The sequence below is a fragment of the Serratia sp. BNK-4 genome (assembly GCF_048685115.1).
In the GTDB taxonomy this organism is placed as follows: Bacteria; Pseudomonadota; Gammaproteobacteria; order Enterobacterales; family Enterobacteriaceae; genus Serratia; species Serratia bockelmannii.
Genome location: NZ_JBLQTM010000001.1, coordinates 1511972 through 1529114, shown reverse-complemented (window position 1 = coordinate 1529114; position 17143 = coordinate 1511972). Strand labels below are relative to the sequence as shown.

General features: G+C 56.0%; 17 protein-coding genes and 1 tRNA gene. 6 read left to right on the top strand and 12 right to left on the bottom strand.

Annotated elements, in window-relative coordinates:
- Positions 1–31 precede the first annotated feature (31 nt).
- Positions 32–3112 carry a MexW/MexI family multidrug efflux RND transporter permease subunit gene (locus ACMGGW_RS07290; protein ID WP_049295354.1) on the bottom strand — a complete coding sequence of 1027 codons (3081 nt, stop codon included), beginning with the start codon at positions 3110–3112 and terminating at the stop codon, positions 32–34.
- Between the two features lie 10 nt (positions 3113–3122).
- Positions 3123–4208, bottom strand: coding sequence for an efflux RND transporter periplasmic adaptor subunit (locus ACMGGW_RS07285; RefSeq protein ID WP_197832195.1), 1086 nt, complete (start codon positions 4206–4208; stop codon positions 3123–3125).
- Positions 4209–4353: 145 nt separating this feature from the next.
- On the opposite strand from ACMGGW_RS07285, the gene soxR reads away from it, so the two are divergent.
- Positions 4354–4827, top strand: a complete 474-nt coding sequence (soxR, locus tag ACMGGW_RS07280; protein WP_025302326.1) for a redox-sensitive transcriptional activator SoxR — start codon at positions 4354–4356, stop codon at positions 4825–4827.
- Between the two features lie 47 nt (positions 4828–4874).
- Here soxR and ACMGGW_RS07275 read toward each other — a convergent pair whose 3' ends face one another.
- The 8 genes from ACMGGW_RS07275 to ACMGGW_RS07240 form a co-directional block, all read right to left on the bottom strand.
- On the bottom strand, positions 4875–5390 hold the full coding sequence (locus ACMGGW_RS07275) for a response regulator transcription factor (RefSeq protein ID WP_197538605.1): 516 nt from the start codon (positions 5388–5390) through the stop codon (positions 4875–4877).
- A gap of 91 nt (positions 5391–5481) precedes the next feature.
- Positions 5482–6006 (bottom strand): hypothetical protein, encoded by a 525-nt coding sequence (locus tag ACMGGW_RS07270; protein WP_025302324.1) that lies wholly within the window; start codon positions 6004–6006, stop codon positions 5482–5484.
- A 136-nt stretch (positions 6007–6142) separates the two neighbouring features.
- A complete protein-coding gene (locus ACMGGW_RS07265) occupies positions 6143–7207 on the bottom strand; it encodes a fimbrial protein (protein WP_025302323.1) in 1065 nt (354 codons plus the stop codon).
- Between the two features lie 14 nt (positions 7208–7221).
- Positions 7222–9717, bottom strand: a complete 2496-nt coding sequence (locus tag ACMGGW_RS07260) for a fimbria/pilus outer membrane usher protein (RefSeq protein WP_049295352.1) — start codon at positions 9715–9717, stop codon at positions 7222–7224.
- Between the two features lie 14 nt (positions 9718–9731).
- Positions 9732–10427 carry a molecular chaperone gene (locus ACMGGW_RS07255; RefSeq protein WP_025302321.1) on the bottom strand — a complete coding sequence of 232 codons (696 nt, stop codon included), beginning with the start codon at positions 10425–10427 and terminating at the stop codon, positions 9732–9734.
- A 54-nt stretch (positions 10428–10481) separates the two neighbouring features.
- Positions 10482–11078 (bottom strand): fimbrial protein, encoded by a 597-nt coding sequence (locus ACMGGW_RS07250; protein WP_369825806.1) that lies wholly within the window; start codon positions 11076–11078, stop codon positions 10482–10484.
- 818 nt (positions 11079–11896) lie between these two features.
- Complete coding sequence (locus ACMGGW_RS07245; RefSeq protein WP_025302319.1) at positions 11897–12109, bottom strand: hypothetical protein; 213 nt, start codon at positions 12107–12109, stop codon at positions 11897–11899.
- A 228-nt stretch (positions 12110–12337) separates the two neighbouring features.
- Positions 12338–12425, bottom strand: a tRNA-Ser gene (locus tag ACMGGW_RS07240).
- Between the two features lie 228 nt (positions 12426–12653).
- Here ACMGGW_RS07240 and yccA point away from each other — a divergent pair.
- Positions 12654–13313: an FtsH protease modulator YccA gene (gene yccA, locus ACMGGW_RS07235; protein ID WP_004928091.1), complete on the top strand. Its 660-nt coding sequence runs from the start codon at positions 12654–12656 to the stop codon at positions 13311–13313.
- Between the two features lie 111 nt (positions 13314–13424).
- The gene (tusE, locus tag ACMGGW_RS07230) at positions 13425–13754 is read left to right on the top strand and encodes a sulfurtransferase TusE (protein WP_004928095.1); all 330 of its coding nucleotides are present in this window, start codon (positions 13425–13427) and stop codon (positions 13752–13754) included.
- A gap of 25 nt (positions 13755–13779) precedes the next feature.
- Here the strand turns inward: tusE and yccX are convergent, their stop codons facing one another.
- On the bottom strand, positions 13780–14058 hold the full coding sequence (gene yccX, locus ACMGGW_RS07225; RefSeq protein ID WP_060432835.1) for an acylphosphatase: 279 nt from the start codon (positions 14056–14058) through the stop codon (positions 13780–13782).
- Positions 14059–14151: 93 nt separating this feature from the next.
- Here yccX and rlmI point away from each other — a divergent pair, with 93 nt between their 5' ends.
- Together rlmI and hspQ are read left to right on the top strand one after the other, a co-directional pair.
- Positions 14152–15342 carry a 23S rRNA (cytosine(1962)-C(5))-methyltransferase RlmI gene (gene rlmI / locus ACMGGW_RS07220; RefSeq protein ID WP_197832197.1) on the top strand — a complete coding sequence of 397 codons (1191 nt, stop codon included), beginning with the start codon at positions 14152–14154 and terminating at the stop codon, positions 15340–15342.
- A 60-nt stretch (positions 15343–15402) separates the two neighbouring features.
- Positions 15403–15720: a heat shock protein HspQ gene (gene hspQ / locus ACMGGW_RS07215; RefSeq protein WP_004928104.1), complete on the top strand. Its 318-nt coding sequence runs from the start codon at positions 15403–15405 to the stop codon at positions 15718–15720.
- A 60-nt stretch (positions 15721–15780) separates the two neighbouring features.
- On the opposite strand, the gene ACMGGW_RS07210 is transcribed toward hspQ, so the two are convergent.
- Entirely contained in the window at positions 15781–16194 is a 414-nt protein-coding gene (locus tag ACMGGW_RS07210; RefSeq protein ID WP_025302316.1) for a CoA-binding protein, read from the bottom strand.
- Positions 16195–16450: 256 nt separating this feature from the next.
- On the opposite strand from ACMGGW_RS07210, the gene ACMGGW_RS07205 reads away from it, so the two are divergent.
- A complete protein-coding gene (locus ACMGGW_RS07205; protein ID WP_025302315.1) occupies positions 16451–17116 on the top strand; it encodes a DUF2057 family protein in 666 nt (221 codons plus the stop codon).
- Positions 17117–17143 lie beyond the last annotated feature (27 nt).

Here is a 17143-nt window from a genome sequence, read left to right as displayed (position 1 = left end):
CGGGTTTATTTTTCATACGGGCGCCGGCGGTTTATTCCGTCAGCGCCTTTTGCGCGGCGGCCAACTCACGCTGCCGGGGCGACGCCACCGCATGATCGCGCGCCAACAGCGTGTACACCGTCGGCAGCACGAACAGGGTAAACAGCGTGCCCACCAGCATGCCGGAGACGATCACCAGCCCCAGCCCGAAGCGGCTGGCGGCACCGGCGCCGCTGGCGAACAGCAGCGGGATCAAACCGAACACCATCGCCCCGGTGGTCATCAGCACCGGCCGCAGGCGAATTTGCGCCGCCTGCAAAATCGCGTCGCGCCGCGTCAGCCCCTGATGCATCTGCAGTTCGTTGGCGAACTCCACCATCAAAATACCGTGCTTGCTAATCAGCCCGATCAGGGTCACCAGCCCGACCTGGGTATAGATATTCATCGTGGCGTAACCCAACGCCAGCGGCAGCAAGGCGCCGCAGATCGACAGCGGCACGGTGATGAGGATGATCAGCGGATCTTTCAGGCTCTCGTACTGCGCCGCCAGTACCAGGTAAATGATCACCAACGCCGCCAGGAACGCGAACGCCAGCGCGCTGCCTTCCTGGGTATATTGGCGCGAATCCCCCTGCCAGTCATGGCTAAAGTCGGCCGGCAACGCATTCGCCTGCCGTTCGAGGAAGGCCACCGCTTCGCCCATCGAAACGCCGGGGGCGGGAATGGCCTGCAGGGTGGCGGCGTTCTGCTGGTTAAACTGAGTCAGCTTGTTCGGTTCGACCTTAACGGCCACCGATACTACGGTGGAGAGCGGCACCAGCGTATTGTCCTGGGTGCGGACGTACTGCCGCGCCAGCGCCTGCGGCGTCAGCCGCTGTTCGCGCAGACTTTGCGGGATCACGTCATAGGCGCGCCCGTCCATGCCGAAGCGATTGAGGTAGTTCTCCCCCACCAGCACCGCCAGCGATTCGCCGATGTCGCTCATGCGGATCCCCAGGCTGTTAGCCTTGGCGCGATCGATATGCACCTCCGCCAGCGGGTTGTTGTAGTCCAAATCGCTGTCCACCACCATAAATAGGCCGCTGTTTCTGGCGTTCTGCTTCACCTCTTCCAGGGTGCGGTACAACTGCGGGTAGTCCTGCGGCGTGCGCAGCACCATCTGCACCGGCAGCCCCCCGGTGGAACCCGGCAAGGCGGGCAGTTGGAAGGCGAAAATGCTGGTGCCTTCGACATCGTTCACCGCCCGTTGCAGATCGGCCTGCACCACCGACGCCGAGCGCTGGCGCGCCTGCCACAGCGTCAGGTTGATACCGCCAATGCCGGACGCCGTGCCGTCGCTGCCGTTGATGATCCAGCGGCTTTCGGTTTCCGGCATGCGGTTGTAGACCTCATCCAGCTTGTAAGCAAAGCGTTCGACATAGTTCAGGTTGGCGTGCTGCGGCGCCTTGATGGCGGTCAGTACGATGGCCTGATCCTCGGTCGGCGCCAGCTCGCGCTGCGGCATCAGGTACAACAGCGGCAGGCTGATCATCACCAACAGCGCCAGCGTCCCAGTCAACCAACGGTGGTGCAGCGAGAAGTCCAGCGCGCGCGCATAACGCCGCGTCAGGCCGCCGAAGAACCACTCGGCGGCGTGCGCCACGCGCCCTTCGCTCTGTTTGGCCGGCAGCAGGAGCGAGCTCATCACCGGCGACAGCGTCAGCGCCACCACGCCGGACACCACCACCGCCCCGGCCAGCGTCAGCGCGAACTCGCGAAACAGCGCGCCGGTCAGCCCGCCCATCAGGCCGATCGGCGCATAGACCGCCGCCAGCGTCAGCGTCATGGCGATCACCGGCCCCGCCACCTCGCGTGCGCCGATCATCGCCGCCGCCAGCGGCGTTTTCCCCTCTTCGATATGGCGATGTACGTTCTCCACCACCACAATGGCGTCGTCCACCACCAAACCGATCGCCAGAACCATCGCCAGCAGCGTCAGCAAATTGACGCTGAAGCCGAAGGCCAGCATCAGCCCTGCAGCGCCAAGGATCGACAGAGGAATGGTCACCACCGGGATCAACACGGTGCGCAGCGACCCCAGACACAGATAGATCACCGCCACCACGATCGCCAGCGCTTCGAGCAGGGTATGCACCACTTCATCGATCGAGGCCTGAATAAAGCGCGCGGTCTCGAACGCCAGCGCCATCTTCACGCCCGGCGGCTGCATCTTGTCGATCGCCGGCATCAGGTGACGAATGCCGTCGACGATCACCAGCGGGTTGCCGGTCGGCGTAGGGAAGACGCCGAGGAACACCGCTGGTTCGCCATCCATCAGGGCACTGGTTTCGGTGGCCGCGGCGCCTAGCTCCACGGTGCCAACGTCTTTCAAGCGCACCAGGCCGTTGCCGTCGTTGCGCACCACCAGATTGCGGAACTCTTCCACGCTGGTGAGATCGGTATTCACCCGCACGTTGGCAACCACGTACTGCCCTTTTACCTTGCCCGGCGCCGCCTGGTAGTTGTTGCGCCGCACCGCGTCGGCCACGTCGGCGGCAGTCAGGCCGCGGCCGGCCAGCCGATCGCTGTCCAGCCACAGGCGCATCGCCATTTTTTGCCCGCCAAACACTTCCACCTTGGCGACGCCGTCGATGGTGGTGAACATCGGCTCCACCACCCGCGTCAGGTATTCGCTCAGCGCCGGTGTGGACAGCGTTTTACTGGAGAAACCGACATAGGCCACGGCAGTAGCTTCACCCGCGGACCGCTCAATCACCGGATCGTAAGCCTGCTCCGGCAGCTTGTAGCGCACCTGGTTGACCTTGGCCATCACTTCGGTCAGCGCCTGGGTGGAGTCGCGGTTCAGCGCCATACGCACCGTCACCACGCTGCGCCCCTGAACCGACGAGGAAGAAAGGTAGTCAACGCCCTCGACGGACGACACCGCCTGGGCGATTGGCTGCGTGACAAAGCCCTGCATCAGCTCGGACGACGCGCCAGGATAGTCGGTGCTGATGGTAATGGTAGAGTTTTCCAGCAGCGGGTATTGGCGGATCGGCAGTTTGCTGAGCGCCAGCGCGCCGAACAGCAGGATCAGGGTGCTGACCACCAGCGCCAGCACCGGCCGGCGCACGAACAGATCGGTAAATGTCATCGGTCTCTCCTCAGGAACCGGCCGGGGCGGCGTTCAGGGTATCCTGCGCCACCGGCTCGGCCGCCATGCCGTCGCTCAGCTTGAGCTGGCCCGAAGTCACCACCCGATCGCCTTCCTGCAGGCCGCTGACTATCTCGACGCGCCCGTCGTTGCGCTCACCCACGGTGACCGAGGCGCGCTTGACCGTCATGCCCTTTTCACCCTGCTGCGCCAGAAACACGGTATCGCCGTACGCCGTATAGGTCAGTGCCGTTTCCGGCACCGTCAGCACCGCCACGCGTTGCCGCTGCGTGACGCGAATGCCCGCGTACATGCCCGCCTTCAGCAATCCCTCACGGTTGCTCAACGTCGCCTGTACCTGCACGGTGCGGGATTTGCCGATCATCGGGTCGATAGCGGTAATGGCGGCGGGGAAAGCGCGATCGGGATACGCCCCAACCTGCACCGACACCGCCTGCCCCAACGCCAGCCCGGCGCTGCTTTGTTCGTCCAGCGAGAAATTGACGCGCAGCGTATCGGCGTCCACCAGGTTCGCCACCGCCTCGGCGGCGTTGAGGTATTGCCCTTCATGCACGCGGCGAATGCCGATGGTGCCGGAGAACGGCGCTCGGACCGCCTTTTGCGCAATTTTGGCCTGCGTTTCCTGCACCGCACCGAACGCCATATCCCGCTCGGCCAGCGCGTCGTCCAGCTGTTGCCGCGCGGTAGCGTTGAGGTTCATCAGCTTGCGCATGCGCGCCAGCAAGAGATCGGCATTGCGCAATTGCGCCTGCAGGCGCACCAGCTCAGCCTGTTCAACCGCATCGTTAAGCTGCACCAGCAGTTGCCCCTGCCGCACCGGTTGGCCGGATTCGAACAGAATGCGCGTGATGCGGCCGCTGGTCTCTGCCGCCACTTCCACCTGGCTGGCCGCCTCCAGCTCGCCCACGCCGGCATAGCTGCGTGCCGCCTGCTCACGCAGGGCGGGCGCCAGCGCCACTTTAACCGGCGGATAGGCCGGTGCGCCTTCGCTTTGTCGCGCGGTGGAACGCATCGCAACGGCGGCGACGGCGAGTGCCGCCAGCAGTGCGGCAATAATGAGGTATCGTTTCATCATGTAACGGTTTCTTCCTGATTTTACAGCCAAAGCCATCCTTCCCCCGACGCAGCGCAGGGAGGTGACGAGAGATACCGGTTGCCAAGCCCGGCTGGCTGCACTATAAAACCTCAGGTTAACTTGAGGTCAAGTTGAGGAAGACAAAATGGCAAGAAATGAACCGATTGACGCCAATCGGCTATTGACCGTTGGGGAAGTGGCGAAACGCAGCGGCGTGGCGGTATCCGCGCTGCACTTTTACGAAAGCAAGGGGCTAATTCAGGCGATGCGCAACGCCGGTAACCAGCGCCGCTACACGCCGGTGGTGTTGCGCTACATCGCGGTGATCAAGATCGCGCAAAGCGCGGGCATTCCGCTGGAGGAGATCCGCGCAACGCTGGGGCGTTTTCCCACCGGCAGCAAGCTAACCGCCGAACAATGGGGAATTTTGTCCTCCTCCTGGCGCAAAACGCTGGATGAACGCATACAGCGGCTGACGGTGCTGCGCGATCATCTCGACAGCTGTATCGGCTGCGGCTGCCTGTCCCTCGCCGACTGCCCGCTGCGCAACCCAAACGATATTTGGGGCCAACAGGGTGCCGGTGCGCATATTTTCGAACGCCCGGCCGATCATGGGTGAGCAGACGCTCTCCCTGCGGGCCAACGCACCCGCCTGTGGAATAGCGATTACACTCGCTCATCCGCTGCCAAAATGAACTGATGAAAACGTTGAATCTCCAGCTTACGCATGGCGTTCATTTTATGCTGGCTGACGGTTTTCTCGGAAATACCCAACGCCTTAGCGACGCCGGTATTCGGTTTTCCCGCCAGCAGCATGGCCAACACCGAAAGCTCGCGCGGCGACAGGCTCTGCCCTTTGCAGCTCGCGGTGAACATTTTTATCGCCTCAACGAACGTCGTAAGACCGATGTTTTTTTTCAGACAGTTAAAATTCGCCAGGCGCGGCGTTTCCACGCCGGTTAAGACGATCGTATTGTCAGGCCTGTCGATAATATGCGATAAGAAATTCATAACCCGACAGATAGACGAGAAAGAGACGATGACCACTTCTGCATGACAAGACATGGCATGTAATCCACGGCGTGCAGATGAATGCAGACCAATAACTTCAACGCCCTCCAACGACTTCAAGATCTGCGATATGCCATAGAATAAATAGTAATCATCAGAAAATATAGCCACTCGCACAGGATCACCCCATTGCTATTTGTCATGGGCGCGTTTTTAACAACGCCCCCATGGCAGTCATGCCAATTAACTTTATTGGTTCGACTTACTTAAGTGAAGAACATAATGAGATCAGCAATGCAGACAGCGATGAAAGATATTTTTCATCCAAATTCATAATGCCATCTTCACTGTACTTTACGTTATTATCTAGAATTTCATGAATACTCTCGACCGCGCATACGGCATCCTTCCAAATTACACGCCGCCCGAAAGGCGAAGCGCCGAGATATTGCGCGCTTTGGCGAAAAGCAACGATAAAATCGCGCAGTATATCGAGCACAATCAATACTTCCTCCCTGCTGACACACCGCTTCATTTGCACTTTATCCAAGAAAACGCTGAGCGTGCTTTGTAAGGAAAACAGGCTCTTGAACAACCCGCCGGCGATATCCTTCGGTGTTTTCACGCTGGTTGATATGACAAAAGGGAGCTCTCCATGCTGTGAAATATATTGATAAAGCCCATTTATCGCCGTCGTCGGCTTAATATCCAAACCGCGAAGAATGACGTCAACCTCATCTTTTAGCGATTTTTCCACTTTGACACCGATCTGGATTTGTTCCGTCATACAATTCATCCTCAACATAGAGATCCGGATTAAACACCAATATTATTCAAGTAAATAATATTCGCCACCAATTACCATGTTAAGATTTTTCTTATATGTGGCAACCTGTTTTTTATTATTAAAAATAACAAAAGAATCATTTATATATAATGTTAAGCATGGCCGATGTATTAATTCCCCCACTGCTCATTGTGGTGGGGCTGTAAGGATAATAATAGGCCGCCATACCGATGGAAAATTGCGCATCCAAGGCATTGCCGGTTCCCACATGAAATAATGAAGTCGCCGCACCTGGTGCCACGCTGGAAAGCGACAGCGTGACGGGATTATTAGGCGAAGCCGTCTTGACCAGCCGGATGCCAATGCCTTTTGCCGCCTCAGGGCTTTTATCTATCAAAACCGTATTATCCGAAGCCAACAGATTATTGCTGGATAAAAACATATTGATATCCCGATCGGCCGTGCCGCCGCTTTGCCGATTCTGACAGCTGAAATTCAGTGTAAAGGGCGTCAGGCCATTTTGCGCCCCCTGAGTAATCTGCGATATCCCCAACGTCGGCAACTTCACTGCCAGGCCGGCATTGTCGAAAGTGCAGGTCGTCATCTTGGGCGCATACTTGATGGTCATCGGCTGTCCGTACATGTCGCGCTGATCGTAAGGCCAATTGAAGCCGTTGAGCAGCCAGGTCAAGATCTTCACCAACTGCTTGGCGGGCCACAAAATGATCTCCAGCAAAGACATCCCGCTCAGATCGGTCACGAACATCACGTCCTTAAGGCTAACCGTGTCGCCGGGTATCGATGTGCCCGTCTTGCTGACCAGACTGAAACGGATATTCATCGGCTGATTCAATTCCGAAGCGGAGTGCGATCCCCAACCGCTAAGCTTTTTGTTGGCGATGTCGTTGGTTATTTCCGCGCGTATCCAATATTTACCGCTGTTGAATCCCAGAATGGTCGCCTTCGTGCTGTCGGTTGACAGGATACGCGTATAGCCGAATTCGCTGCTCGAGGTTGAACAGCTAAATGAACCGCTGTATTGCGTATAAAAACTGCCTTCCCAGACCGGTGTCTTATCGCTGAGCTTATCCGACAAATCGACGTAGATCGGCGGCGCATATTGGATGCCATTGCCGTAGCATGAAGCGTAACTGTAACCGCTGAACAATAGGGACAGCGTCAGTGCGAGTATCCTGAGCATGGTGTAATTATCCTTTATCGACATGTGTTGGCTGCGCTGTCCATCGATATTTTCGGGCGTTCAATCTTGCAGACACCGTCATTCAGCCTGACTTCCAGCGACGTTGGCTGCTGTTCAACCCGTAGATACAGGACGCTGGCCTGCCCGACGAAGCCAATGGCATTCCCACTTTGATCCGCCACCTCCGCACCAAATGGCAGGGGTTTATTGCCGCGCTTAAAGGCGCGCAGCGTATAAGGCCGACGCTGATCGGTTTCAAATCTCAAATAGTTGACGGCGCCGGCATAGGGCACACTGTTGGCGATATTGCCGACGATCTCGGCGCCGGAGCTGTTGCCGGTATCCGACAATGTCACGGAGTTTTGCCGGTAAGGCGTGGCGTAAGGCACCAAAGCCAGCCCTTCGTCGTTAGTGACGATGCTCTCGTCGCCGTTCACCATCAGCCCTTTGGCCTTGGGCGCGTCCACCACCATCATGGTGTTGCCCATTTCGTTGGACGCTAGCAAATGCCAAGGGATCGCCACCAGGCTGCCGCGGGCACTCATGCCCAACTGTCGATAGTCTGATGATTCACTGTAGGAGCCGCCGACAGTCGTCGCGTTGGCGCGATAGGCGGCATTCACGCTCGCCATGCTGTTGCCGCCGCTTTGGTTGCTGCCGGCAAGCGCATAACTCAGACGGTTTGATTCCAGCGCATTGCCGCTCAGGCTCAGCGAGCTTTGCTGATAGTGCGAATCGGTGGCGGATAAGCTGGTGCTGAGATAGGCATTGTTGTCGAACATCGACAGCGGCACGCTCAGAGAGAGATAAAACCGCGTCTCTTCTTTGCGATCGGAATTTCTCACGCGACTCGCGGAAATGTTGTAACTGACGCGCGAGAAGGCGTTTGAATACCCGAGCTGGTATTCCCGGCTTTTATTCGTATCCGACCAATAATCGCGTTGGGTGCCGGAGAAATAGAGCGTGCCCCACCCGTCTGCGAGCCTCTGGTTCAGGTTCAAATTGAAGGTATTGCGTGGACGAGCGGCGCGAACGGCGTCCCAGGTATTCAAATCCAACGGGGCAAGCTCATCGTCATCCCGATCGTTCCAATAATCGTGAAAACGCTTGTCACGCTCGCGGTAACCTTGATGGGTGTAGATGGCATCGTTAAAGCTGTAATAACCTTTGGTCGAATAACGGTATGCCGCCAGCGTGAAGTTTGTTGCGGTAGCGTCCAAAAACTTGCTGTAGGCGATCCGAAAACTTTGCCCATTTTCATTGCGATCCTGCAAATGCGTCGAGGCCTGAGTCACATCGACGGATACCGCGCCGAACGGCAGATTCCAGCCACTGCCCAGCAGCCAGGCGCGATAGTCCTCGCTGAGGATCGTACCGACGTAACCGGTGACCAGGTTATTGAAGCCATACTGCAGCGTGCCCTGCGCGAAAGCGGGCGCATAGTCGGTATCCGCCTGATTGACCTTACCGGCCACCAGGCCGTATTTGCTGACCCCCTGCTTCAACATGTTGGGAACGGCGGAAAACGGTACGGTAAAGGATTGTTCCCGCCCGTCGGCTTCCTTGACCACGACCAACAGATCCCCCGCAGAGCCGGTCGGCAATATGTTATCCAGCGTAAAGGAGCCCGGCGGCACATTCTCCTGATAGATGAGGTTGCCGTTTTGCAATACTTTCACCAGGGCATTGCTCTGCGCCACGCCCCGCACTATCGGCGAAAAACCCTGCTGCGAATTGGGCCGCATGTTGATATCCGAGGCTAAAGCGCCGCCCCGCACCCGAATCGAGTCGAACAAGTCCCCCGGCGAATAGAAATCGCCCATCGTCAGGTTCGATTTGATGGCGGCGAAGCCACGCTGCACATAGCGAGTATTATTTTGCCAATCGCTGCCCTGTCGCGAACTGCTGCGGAAATTGCTGCTGTCTCTGAATTGCCAACCCGCCAGATTGATCCCCGATTCCAAACCGGTATAGAAATCGTCGTTTGACGCCTTGTCGCCCTGCAACGACTGCACGTGGTAATAGGTGGCGTTATAGGCCAGCAGCAGCGCAGGCACGCCGCGATCCCAAAATTTGGCGTCAACATAGCCGGCCTCTGCGCGAATCACTCGCGACTGAGGCACCGTCAGCTTAAGGCTCAACGTCCCCACGTCGAAGTCGGCCCTTCCTCCTTGCACCAACGTTTGGACGGGGATCGGTTCCTTGTCCCCCCCGATGGACAAACTACTCATATCGATGCCCAACAGGGCGGCGTCACGATGGGCGATGCGAATATCGCCTTTATGTTCGCCGAACTGCAACGAGAACCGCCCTTTCCAACTCTGGTTGACATACACGTCGACCGTTTGCGTGCCTGCCGGCATGTCATTATTGAGGTAAAAACGCGACAGGTCGGATTCGCTGGACGCGCCGGCCAATAGAGAAGTGTCGAATTTCATCGCCGAGGCTTTATTTAACGGAATGAATACAGATGCGGTCAGTATCGAAAGCAATTTTAGTTTAAGCTTCATGGCCGTTCTTCACGTTAGCGGGCTGTAATGGCTTTAGATTTATAAGCCCCCAGGTCGTCGATATAGAGCAGGGTGTAGGGAATGTTCCGGCTCACACCAACTTTGGTCGGAACAAAGAGGCTGGAATATGGCCCGACCATCACTGAGTCAATCAACAGATTCTTTTTGCCTTTCTGATCAACATTGGCCAACGTAAAAAAGTAAGGACCTTTGTTGATAACCTTAAATCCCTTCCCTGCCGCCTGGAGTTCAATGAAGTCGGTGATGTTATTTGCGCTGCCGGTTAACCCTGCCGGGCGATAAAATAGCTTGATGCGCGATTTGATGGCTAATTGCAGCGTATTGACCCCTTGCAAATTTTCCGGCGTAGGCGGGATATCCAGCACATTCAAATAAAATACCGACTCACGACCGCCGGGGAGCGCCGCGCCCATTTTTTGTATGCGTAATTGCTGGCCATTATTTCCGGCAACTTTTACAACCGGCGGGGATAACAAGAACGGCACGTTTGCCGTTTCAGGCGTCGAGTTGATATCACCATCATCAATCCATGCCTGCACCAGTGCCGGATCGTCACCATTGTTGACTAACTGAACGATAACATCCTTGTTTTTTTCCGGATAAATAACGCGCGTTCCATTAATTACAATATTGGCATCGGCGCAAAAGCTGCTGAGAAACAATCCAGCAAAGATTAAGCACTGTTTCATAGTCACCCCAGATGCCAGGCCTTTGCCTTGGGCACAGGCCTGGCTTAATTGCAATTACAGGTAAGAAATGGTGTACGTCACGTTGGAACTCAATTCCCCCACTTTTGCTTCCAACGCATTGGTCTTGTAGTAATAGGCATCCAGCGTCAGCGTTTCGGCATCTGGCGCCGTTTTATCGCCTTTGATCTTGGTGACATAAGGCACGTTCAACGGAATCGGCGTGGATGAACCCGGCTCGGCCAGAGAAAAACCGACGTTTTTCGCTACGGCGGCGTCGCTTTCATTCACGGAGCTGTTCAGCAGATATTTTCCGTCGGTAGAGATATTATTCGCCGAAGAGAAGTAGATCTTCAGCGGCGTACCGGCCGTTCCCGCCGCCGGCGTGCAGCCGGAGAACGTCAGCGAGAAAGATTTCTTGTTTTTGGTGATGGGACCGACAACGGTGCCCGCATCCGTCACGGAAATCGGGCTGAGCGCAACGGTAAAATCGGCGCTTTTCCCGCCATTGATGGTACAAGTGGTATCCGTAACGGCACCGCTAAACGAAATAACGCCACCGGCGGAATTATCTGCCGCCGTTGCGCCCACAGATGTTAACGCGGCAGCCAATACCGCCAAAGAGATGCCTTGCTTAATCATAATAAACCCCATTACTTTCTTCGCTGAGAGAGCATATATAAAATGACCTACACCATTAAACCGTTTAGAGGCTAACGAAGCTTAGGCAATAGCAGAGTATTGACAGCATCCTGCCATCTAAAAGTTTATATGTGGCGGTATATATTTATATATATCCAAGTGTATTCTAAAAGATATCCGGCAATGGGAAAAATCTCATTCACCGCCAGATGCAGAACATATTAATTCCAAAGACAAAAAAAATGCAACATCGAATCAAATAATTTTCATGACCATAAAAAAACGAATCGCGCAATGAGCGGAAAGATACGCGCCTTAAAAGAGTGAGTACGACAGGATACTTGCTGCGCAGGTTAAATAAATGTCGCCGTTTCCTCATAAAGCGCTTGTGGCATAAAAACAAAAAACCATTGAAATAAAAAGAAAAAAACACATAAAGAAAAATCTTAGATTCCTTCCCCCCTTATCCTCCCACGTAAAGTTTAGTTTTCCTCTACCTTAAAAATTTTCCGACCCACCGCTATAGGAGCAGCCCGAAAATGCGACACTCTTTGCATATCAATATCCAGACACACAAAAAACAGCGCCCACACTTTTCTTCGTTCAGTCGATAAGGCTGAATTCTTTCAGAGAAAAATATACCCTCCCATATAAATATAAATCCCACTTTTAAAGTACATTTAAAAATATACCGAAAGGTAATTCATTTAAATAAATCGCCGTAAGGGTAAAACAAGATAGGGGAAAAGGGATGCATCTCAAGTAACGGCAGGAATAAAAAAACCCGAGCGCCACAGGCTCGGGTTTATAGCAAAACACACATTTGACGATCAGAGCGGCTTTTCAGTCCGTACAATGCCATGATTCTTCATCACTTCTTCCATCGTAAGGCTATCGTCATACGGCGTCTCATCCACCACGACGTCTTGCGGACGCACATAAGGTTTGGTCGCACGTTTGAACATCCACCACCACACGAATACTAGGAAAGCGCCGGACTTCAGAAAGATCATGGTCCATAAGGCGACTTGATACCAGTTCATCTCTGTCTCCATAGAGCATTAAGCGAAAATAGATAAGGCGGCGTTGATTATCGCGCCGGTCACGCCTGACACGAGCAGGCACCCGAGCAGCCGACCTTGATAAACGCATAATCTCACCGATGCGTAGCCCTTATCAATAGCCGATCGCGTTTCCTGGAAAGGCTTGCCGTTTTCTCCGCACGCAAAAGCAAAAAACCCCGTGCTCAGAGAGCACGGGGTCAGAATGTATGGCGGAGGAGCAGAGATTCGAACTCTGGAACGGTTTCCCGTCGACGGTTTTCAAGACCGTTGCCTTCAGCCACTCGGCCACCCCTCCGCAACGACGCGCACTATAAACAGACCTTATTCGCTTGTAAAGCCCGGGCGCGTTCAACCGCGCGAAAAATCAGCGAAGGCGCGGCAAACGGCGAACAAACACGCGTCCGCATCCCCGCTGTTGCCGTAATGATAACTAAGGGTAAAGATTGGTAAACAAACTTTAATCAACCGCTTGCGCTGCCTATTATCGGGATTATTTTGTGATGGCTTGATAAGAGAGAGCATTATGGACCGCATTGTCGTCTCATCTTCTTCGCGCGACTCGCTGCTCAGCACGCATAAAGTCCTGCGCAACACCTATTTCCTGTTATCCCTGACCCTGGCCTTCTCAGCCCTGACCGCCACCGCCAGCACGATGCTGGGGCTGCCGGCGCCGGGCTTGCTGCTGATGCTGGTTGGCTTCTACGGCCTGATGTTCCTGACCCATAAACTGGCCAACAGCCCAGCGGGCATCTTGGCGGCGTTCGCGCTGACCGGTTTCATGGGATATGCCCTCGGCCCAATCCTCAGCTCGTTCCTGAACGCCGGCGCGGGCGACCTGATCATGCTGGCACTGGGCGGCACCGCAGCGGTGTTCTTCTGCTGCTCGGCGTATGTGCTGACCACCCGTAAAGACATGTCGTTCCTGTCTGGCATGATGATGGCCGGTTTTGTGGTGCTGCTGGTGGCGGTGATCGCCAACCTGTTCCTGCAGATCCCTGCCCTGCACCTGGCCATCAGCGCGCTGTTCATCCTGTTCTCCGCCGGCGCGATCCTGTGGGAAACCAGCAACATCATTCACGGCGGCGAGACCAATTACATTCGCGCCACCGTTAGCCTGTACGTGTCGCTCTACAACATGTTCATCAGCCTGTTGAGCATTCTGGGCTTCGCCCGCAGCAACTGATCGCGTGTTACACCTGCCTTCCAGGCCCCGCTCCGGCGGGGCTTTGTTTTTTGCGGCTGAAAAAATTTGCTAAACTGGCGGCCGTTCCGAATTATCCGTTATCGAGGCAGTATGTTGGAGTTTGAAGGTCAGGTTATTGACACTGACGCGCAGGGCTATCTGAAAAACAGCGCCGACTGGCATGAAGGCCTGGCGCCGCTGCTGGCCGCGCAGGAAGAGATCGTGCTCACCGAAGCACACTGGGAAGTGGTGCGCTTCGTGCGCGACTTCTATCAGGAATTTAATACCTCACCGGCTATTCGCATGCTGGTCAAAGCGATGGCACAGAAATACGGCGAAGAAAAAGGCAACAGCCGCTATCTGTATCGCCTGTTCCCGAAAGGGCCGGCCAAACAAGCCACCAAGATCGCCGGGTTGCCCAAACCGGTAAAATGCATCTGACCGCAGCGCCGCTGCAGGCGAGCGTTTAATAGCGAATGCCGAACCCATCGTAGTCAGCCACGCCCTGCGGCTCCACCAGCACGCGTTCGACGCGCGCGCTGCGCGGGCCGCCCTGTTTCAACCACTCCACCAGCCTATCCACCTGCGCCTGTGTGCCGCAGGCCACCACCTGGACACTGCCGTCATCAAGGTTGCGCGCATAGCCGGCCACCCCCAACGCCTCGGCCTGCCGCTGAGTGGAATAGCGAAACCCCACCCCCTGCACCACGCCATACACATACGCAGCAATGCAAACTTGTGTCATAATCGCCCCCTTAATTAAGTTTTCGTTATGGCATTGCCGTGCCTTTGCACCGCCGTGTCACTCTTTCTATCCTAGCTGGCAGCATTATTAATTATGACCGTACGCCTGTTTCTCGCCAAAGGACGTGAAAAGTCCTTACTCCGCCGTCACCCTTGGGTGTTCTCCGGTGCCGTTCAACGCGTTGAGGGCAAAGCCCACTCCGGTGAAACCATCGATATTCTCGACAGCCAGGGCAAATGGCTGGCTCGCGGCGCCTATTCGCCCGAGTCGCAGATCCGCGCACGCGTCTGGACTTTCCAGCAGGATGAAGAGATTAACATCGATTTCTTCATTCGCCGCCTGCAGCAAGCGCAAAGCTGGCGCGATTGGGTCGCACAGCGCGACGGTCTGGACGGATACCGTCTGATCGCCGGCGAATCCGACGGCCTGCCGGGCATCACTATCGATCGCTTCCAGAATTTCCTGGTGCTGCAGCTGCTGTCCGCCGGTGCCGAATACCAGCGCCCGGCCCTGCTTTCCGCCCTGCAGCATTGCTACCCGGAATGTTCGATTTACGATCGCTCCGACGTTGCGGTGCGTAAAAAAGAAGGCCTGCCGCTGGCGCAGGGCCCGGTGCTGGGCGATCTGCCGCCGGAACTGCTGCCTATCACCGAGCACGGCATGAAGCTGCTGGTGGACATTCAGCAAGGGCACAAGACCGGTTTCTACCTCGACCAGCGCGACAGTCGCCTGGCGGTGCGGAACTACTCTGCCGGCCGCCGGGTGCTGAACTGCTTCTCCTACACCGGCGCCTTCGCCGTTTCCGCTCTGATGGGCGGCTGCGCACAGGTGATCAGCGTGGATACCTCGCAGGCAGCGCTGGACATCGCCAAACAGAACGTCGAGCTCAATAAGCTCGATCTGAACAAGGCGGAGTTCGTTCGTGATGACGTGTTCCAACTGCTGCGCAACTACCGCGCTCAAGGCGAAAAATTCGATCTGATCATCATGGATCCGCCTAAATTCGTCGAGAACAAGAATCAGCTGGCCAGCGCCTGCCGCGGTTACAAGGACATCAACATGCTGGCGCTGCAGTTGCTGAATCCAGGCGGCATTCTGCTCAGCTTCTCCTGCTCCGGCCTGATGCCGACCGACCTGTTCCAGAAAATTTTGGCCGATGCCGCTGTAGATGCCGGACGTGATGTACAATTTATAGAACAGTTCCGCCAGGCTGCCGATCACCCGGTGATCGCCACGTATCCTGAGGGGCTGTATCTGAAAGGCTTCGCTTGTCGGGTGATGTAACTTGAAATGCGCTGCCTTGCCCCCATATATGAGCAAGGCATTGTTTCTCAGGAGGTCATCATGATTGCCAGCAAATTCGGTATCGGACAACAGGTTAGGCATAAACTGCTGGGGTATTTGGGCGTCGTGATCGATATCGACCCGGAATACTCTTTAGAACAACCCAAAGCTGACGAGATAGCGGCGAACGACGAACTGCGTTCCGCCCCTTGGTACCACGTGGTGATGGAGGACGAGGAAGGCCAACCGGTGCACACCTATCTGGCGGAAGCGCAGCTGGATGGCGAGCCCCAGGAAGCGCACCCCGAGCAACCATCGCTGGATGAACTGGCGGAATCCATCCGTCACCAGTTACAGGCGCCACGTTTGCGCAATTGACCGCGCCAAGACCTGAGAAACCCCGAGAGGGCCCGGCATCGCGCCAGGCCCTTTTTTTATTTAGCGCTCCAGCCCTAAACGCGGGATTTCGATTTTCGGGCAGCGATCCATCACCACCTGCAGCCCGGCCTGTTGCGCCAGCTCCGCCGCCTGATCGTTAATCACGCCGATCTGTAGCCACAGCGCCTTGGCGCCGATCGCTATCGCCTCTTGCGCCACGCCGTAAGCCGCCTCCGAATTGCGAAACACATCAACCATATCCACCGGCTGTGGGATAGCGGCCAGCGTGGCATAAACCGGCTGCCCCAGCAGCGTCTGCCCCGCCAGTTTTGGGCTGACCGGGATCACTTGATACCCTTGCGCCAACAGATACGCCATCACCCCATAGCTGGGCCGCGACGGGTTATCGCTGGCGCCCACCAGCGCGATGGTTTTCACCTGCTGCAACAGCTCAACAATCTCTTGATCTTGCATCTTCAACTCCCGTTTATCACTGCGTCACTTTCCATTTCGAGTGTAACCGATCGGCATTCGCTCGGTTAAACGCTAATGCGAAGGAAACTTCACCGCAATCTTATGGTCAGAGGCTGTCGCGGTTCAGCTGCGCACGGTCGTGTCTAAACGCGATAAAATATGTAAAAATGTAAACAAAATACCCGATTGAAAAATTTTGACACAACCTATGCCGTGTTCAACACTTAGAGCTACGTCACTTTATAAGGAGATAATGATGAAATTTGGTCTGGTGGTTGCGGCGTTGCTCAGCATCAGTATGCCTGCCGCGGCTACGACCCTGAAACTCTCCCCGGACATCGACCTGCTGGTGGTCGACGGCAAGAAAATGACAGGTTCGTTGTTAAAAGGCGCCGACAGCCTTGAACTGGACGGCGGGCAGCACCAGCTGCTGTTTAAAGTGACCAAAACCGTACGTTCCGGCCAGCATACACAGGCCTATACGTCCCTGCCGCTGGTTGCCACCTTCAATACGCAAAAGATTAGCCAAGTGGCGATCGAACTGCCGCGCATCGAGAACGATCGTGATGCGCAACGCTTTGACAGAACGTTGAATTATCTGGTGGTCGATAAAGACGGCAACGCCCTGCCGTTCCGACATGATGCGCTGCATCCCGACAGCGTCACCTTCAATACCGATTTGGAAAAGGTGATGACCGATTACAACCGCCAGAACCGCCCGGCCTCCGTTCCGGCCTTTGTTCAGGCGAACGCAGGCAATCCCTCAGCCCTCGCGTTGGCCGGCGCGCCGCTGAACGCCCCGACGGTAACGTTGAAAGGTGAAAACGTGTCGGAACAGATGTTGCAATACTGGTTCCAACAGGCCGACAAGGAAACACAGAAACGTTTTCTACGCTGGGCCAATAAACAACCGATTCGCTGATCCCTTCCGGCGTCTTTCCCCGTAAAG

Bases quoted from the DNA above. Each gene is read 5' to 3' on its own strand.
- ACMGGW_RS07255 (WP_025302321.1), bottom strand. From the start codon at position 10,427: ATGAAACAGTGCTTAATCTTTGCTGGATTGTTTCTCAGCAGCTTTTGC.
- ACMGGW_RS07205 (WP_025302315.1), top strand. From the start codon at position 16,451: ATGAAATTTGGTCTGGTGGTTGCGGCGTTGCTCAGCATCAGTATGCCT.
- ACMGGW_RS07265 (WP_025302323.1), bottom strand. From the start codon at position 7,207: ATGCTCAGGATACTCGCACTGACGCTGTCCCTATTGTTCAGCGGTTAC.
- rlmI (WP_197832197.1), top strand. From the start codon at position 14,152: ATGACCGTACGCCTGTTTCTCGCCAAAGGACGTGAAAAGTCCTTACTC.
- soxR (WP_025302326.1), top strand. From the start codon at position 4,354: ATGGCAAGAAATGAACCGATTGACGCCAATCGGCTATTGACCGTTGGG.
- ACMGGW_RS07210 (WP_025302316.1), bottom strand. From the start codon at position 16,194: ATGCAAGATCAAGAGATTGTTGAGCTGTTGCAGCAGGTGAAAACCATC.
- yccA (WP_004928091.1), top strand. From the start codon at position 12,654: ATGGACCGCATTGTCGTCTCATCTTCTTCGCGCGACTCGCTGCTCAGC.
- ACMGGW_RS07260 (WP_049295352.1), bottom strand. From the start codon at position 9,717: ATGAAGCTTAAACTAAAATTGCTTTCGATACTGACCGCATCTGTATTC.
- yccX (WP_060432835.1), bottom strand. From the start codon at position 14,058: ATGACACAAGTTTGCATTGCTGCGTATGTGTATGGCGTGGTGCAGGGG.
- tusE (WP_004928095.1), top strand. From the start codon at position 13,425: ATGTTGGAGTTTGAAGGTCAGGTTATTGACACTGACGCGCAGGGCTAT.
- ACMGGW_RS07285 (WP_197832195.1), bottom strand. From the start codon at position 4,208: ATGATGAAACGATACCTCATTATTGCCGCACTGCTGGCGGCACTCGCC.
- hspQ (WP_004928104.1), top strand. From the start codon at position 15,403: ATGATTGCCAGCAAATTCGGTATCGGACAACAGGTTAGGCATAAACTG.
- ACMGGW_RS07245 (WP_025302319.1), bottom strand. From the start codon at position 12,109: ATGAACTGGTATCAAGTCGCCTTATGGACCATGATCTTTCTGAAGTCC.
- ACMGGW_RS07250 (WP_369825806.1), bottom strand. From the start codon at position 11,078: ATGGGGTTTATTATGATTAAGCAAGGCATCTCTTTGGCGGTATTGGCT.
- ACMGGW_RS07270 (WP_025302324.1), bottom strand. From the start codon at position 6,006: ATGACGGAACAAATCCAGATCGGTGTCAAAGTGGAAAAATCGCTAAAA.
- ACMGGW_RS07290 (WP_049295354.1), bottom strand. From the start codon at position 3,112: ATGACATTTACCGATCTGTTCGTGCGCCGGCCGGTGCTGGCGCTGGTG.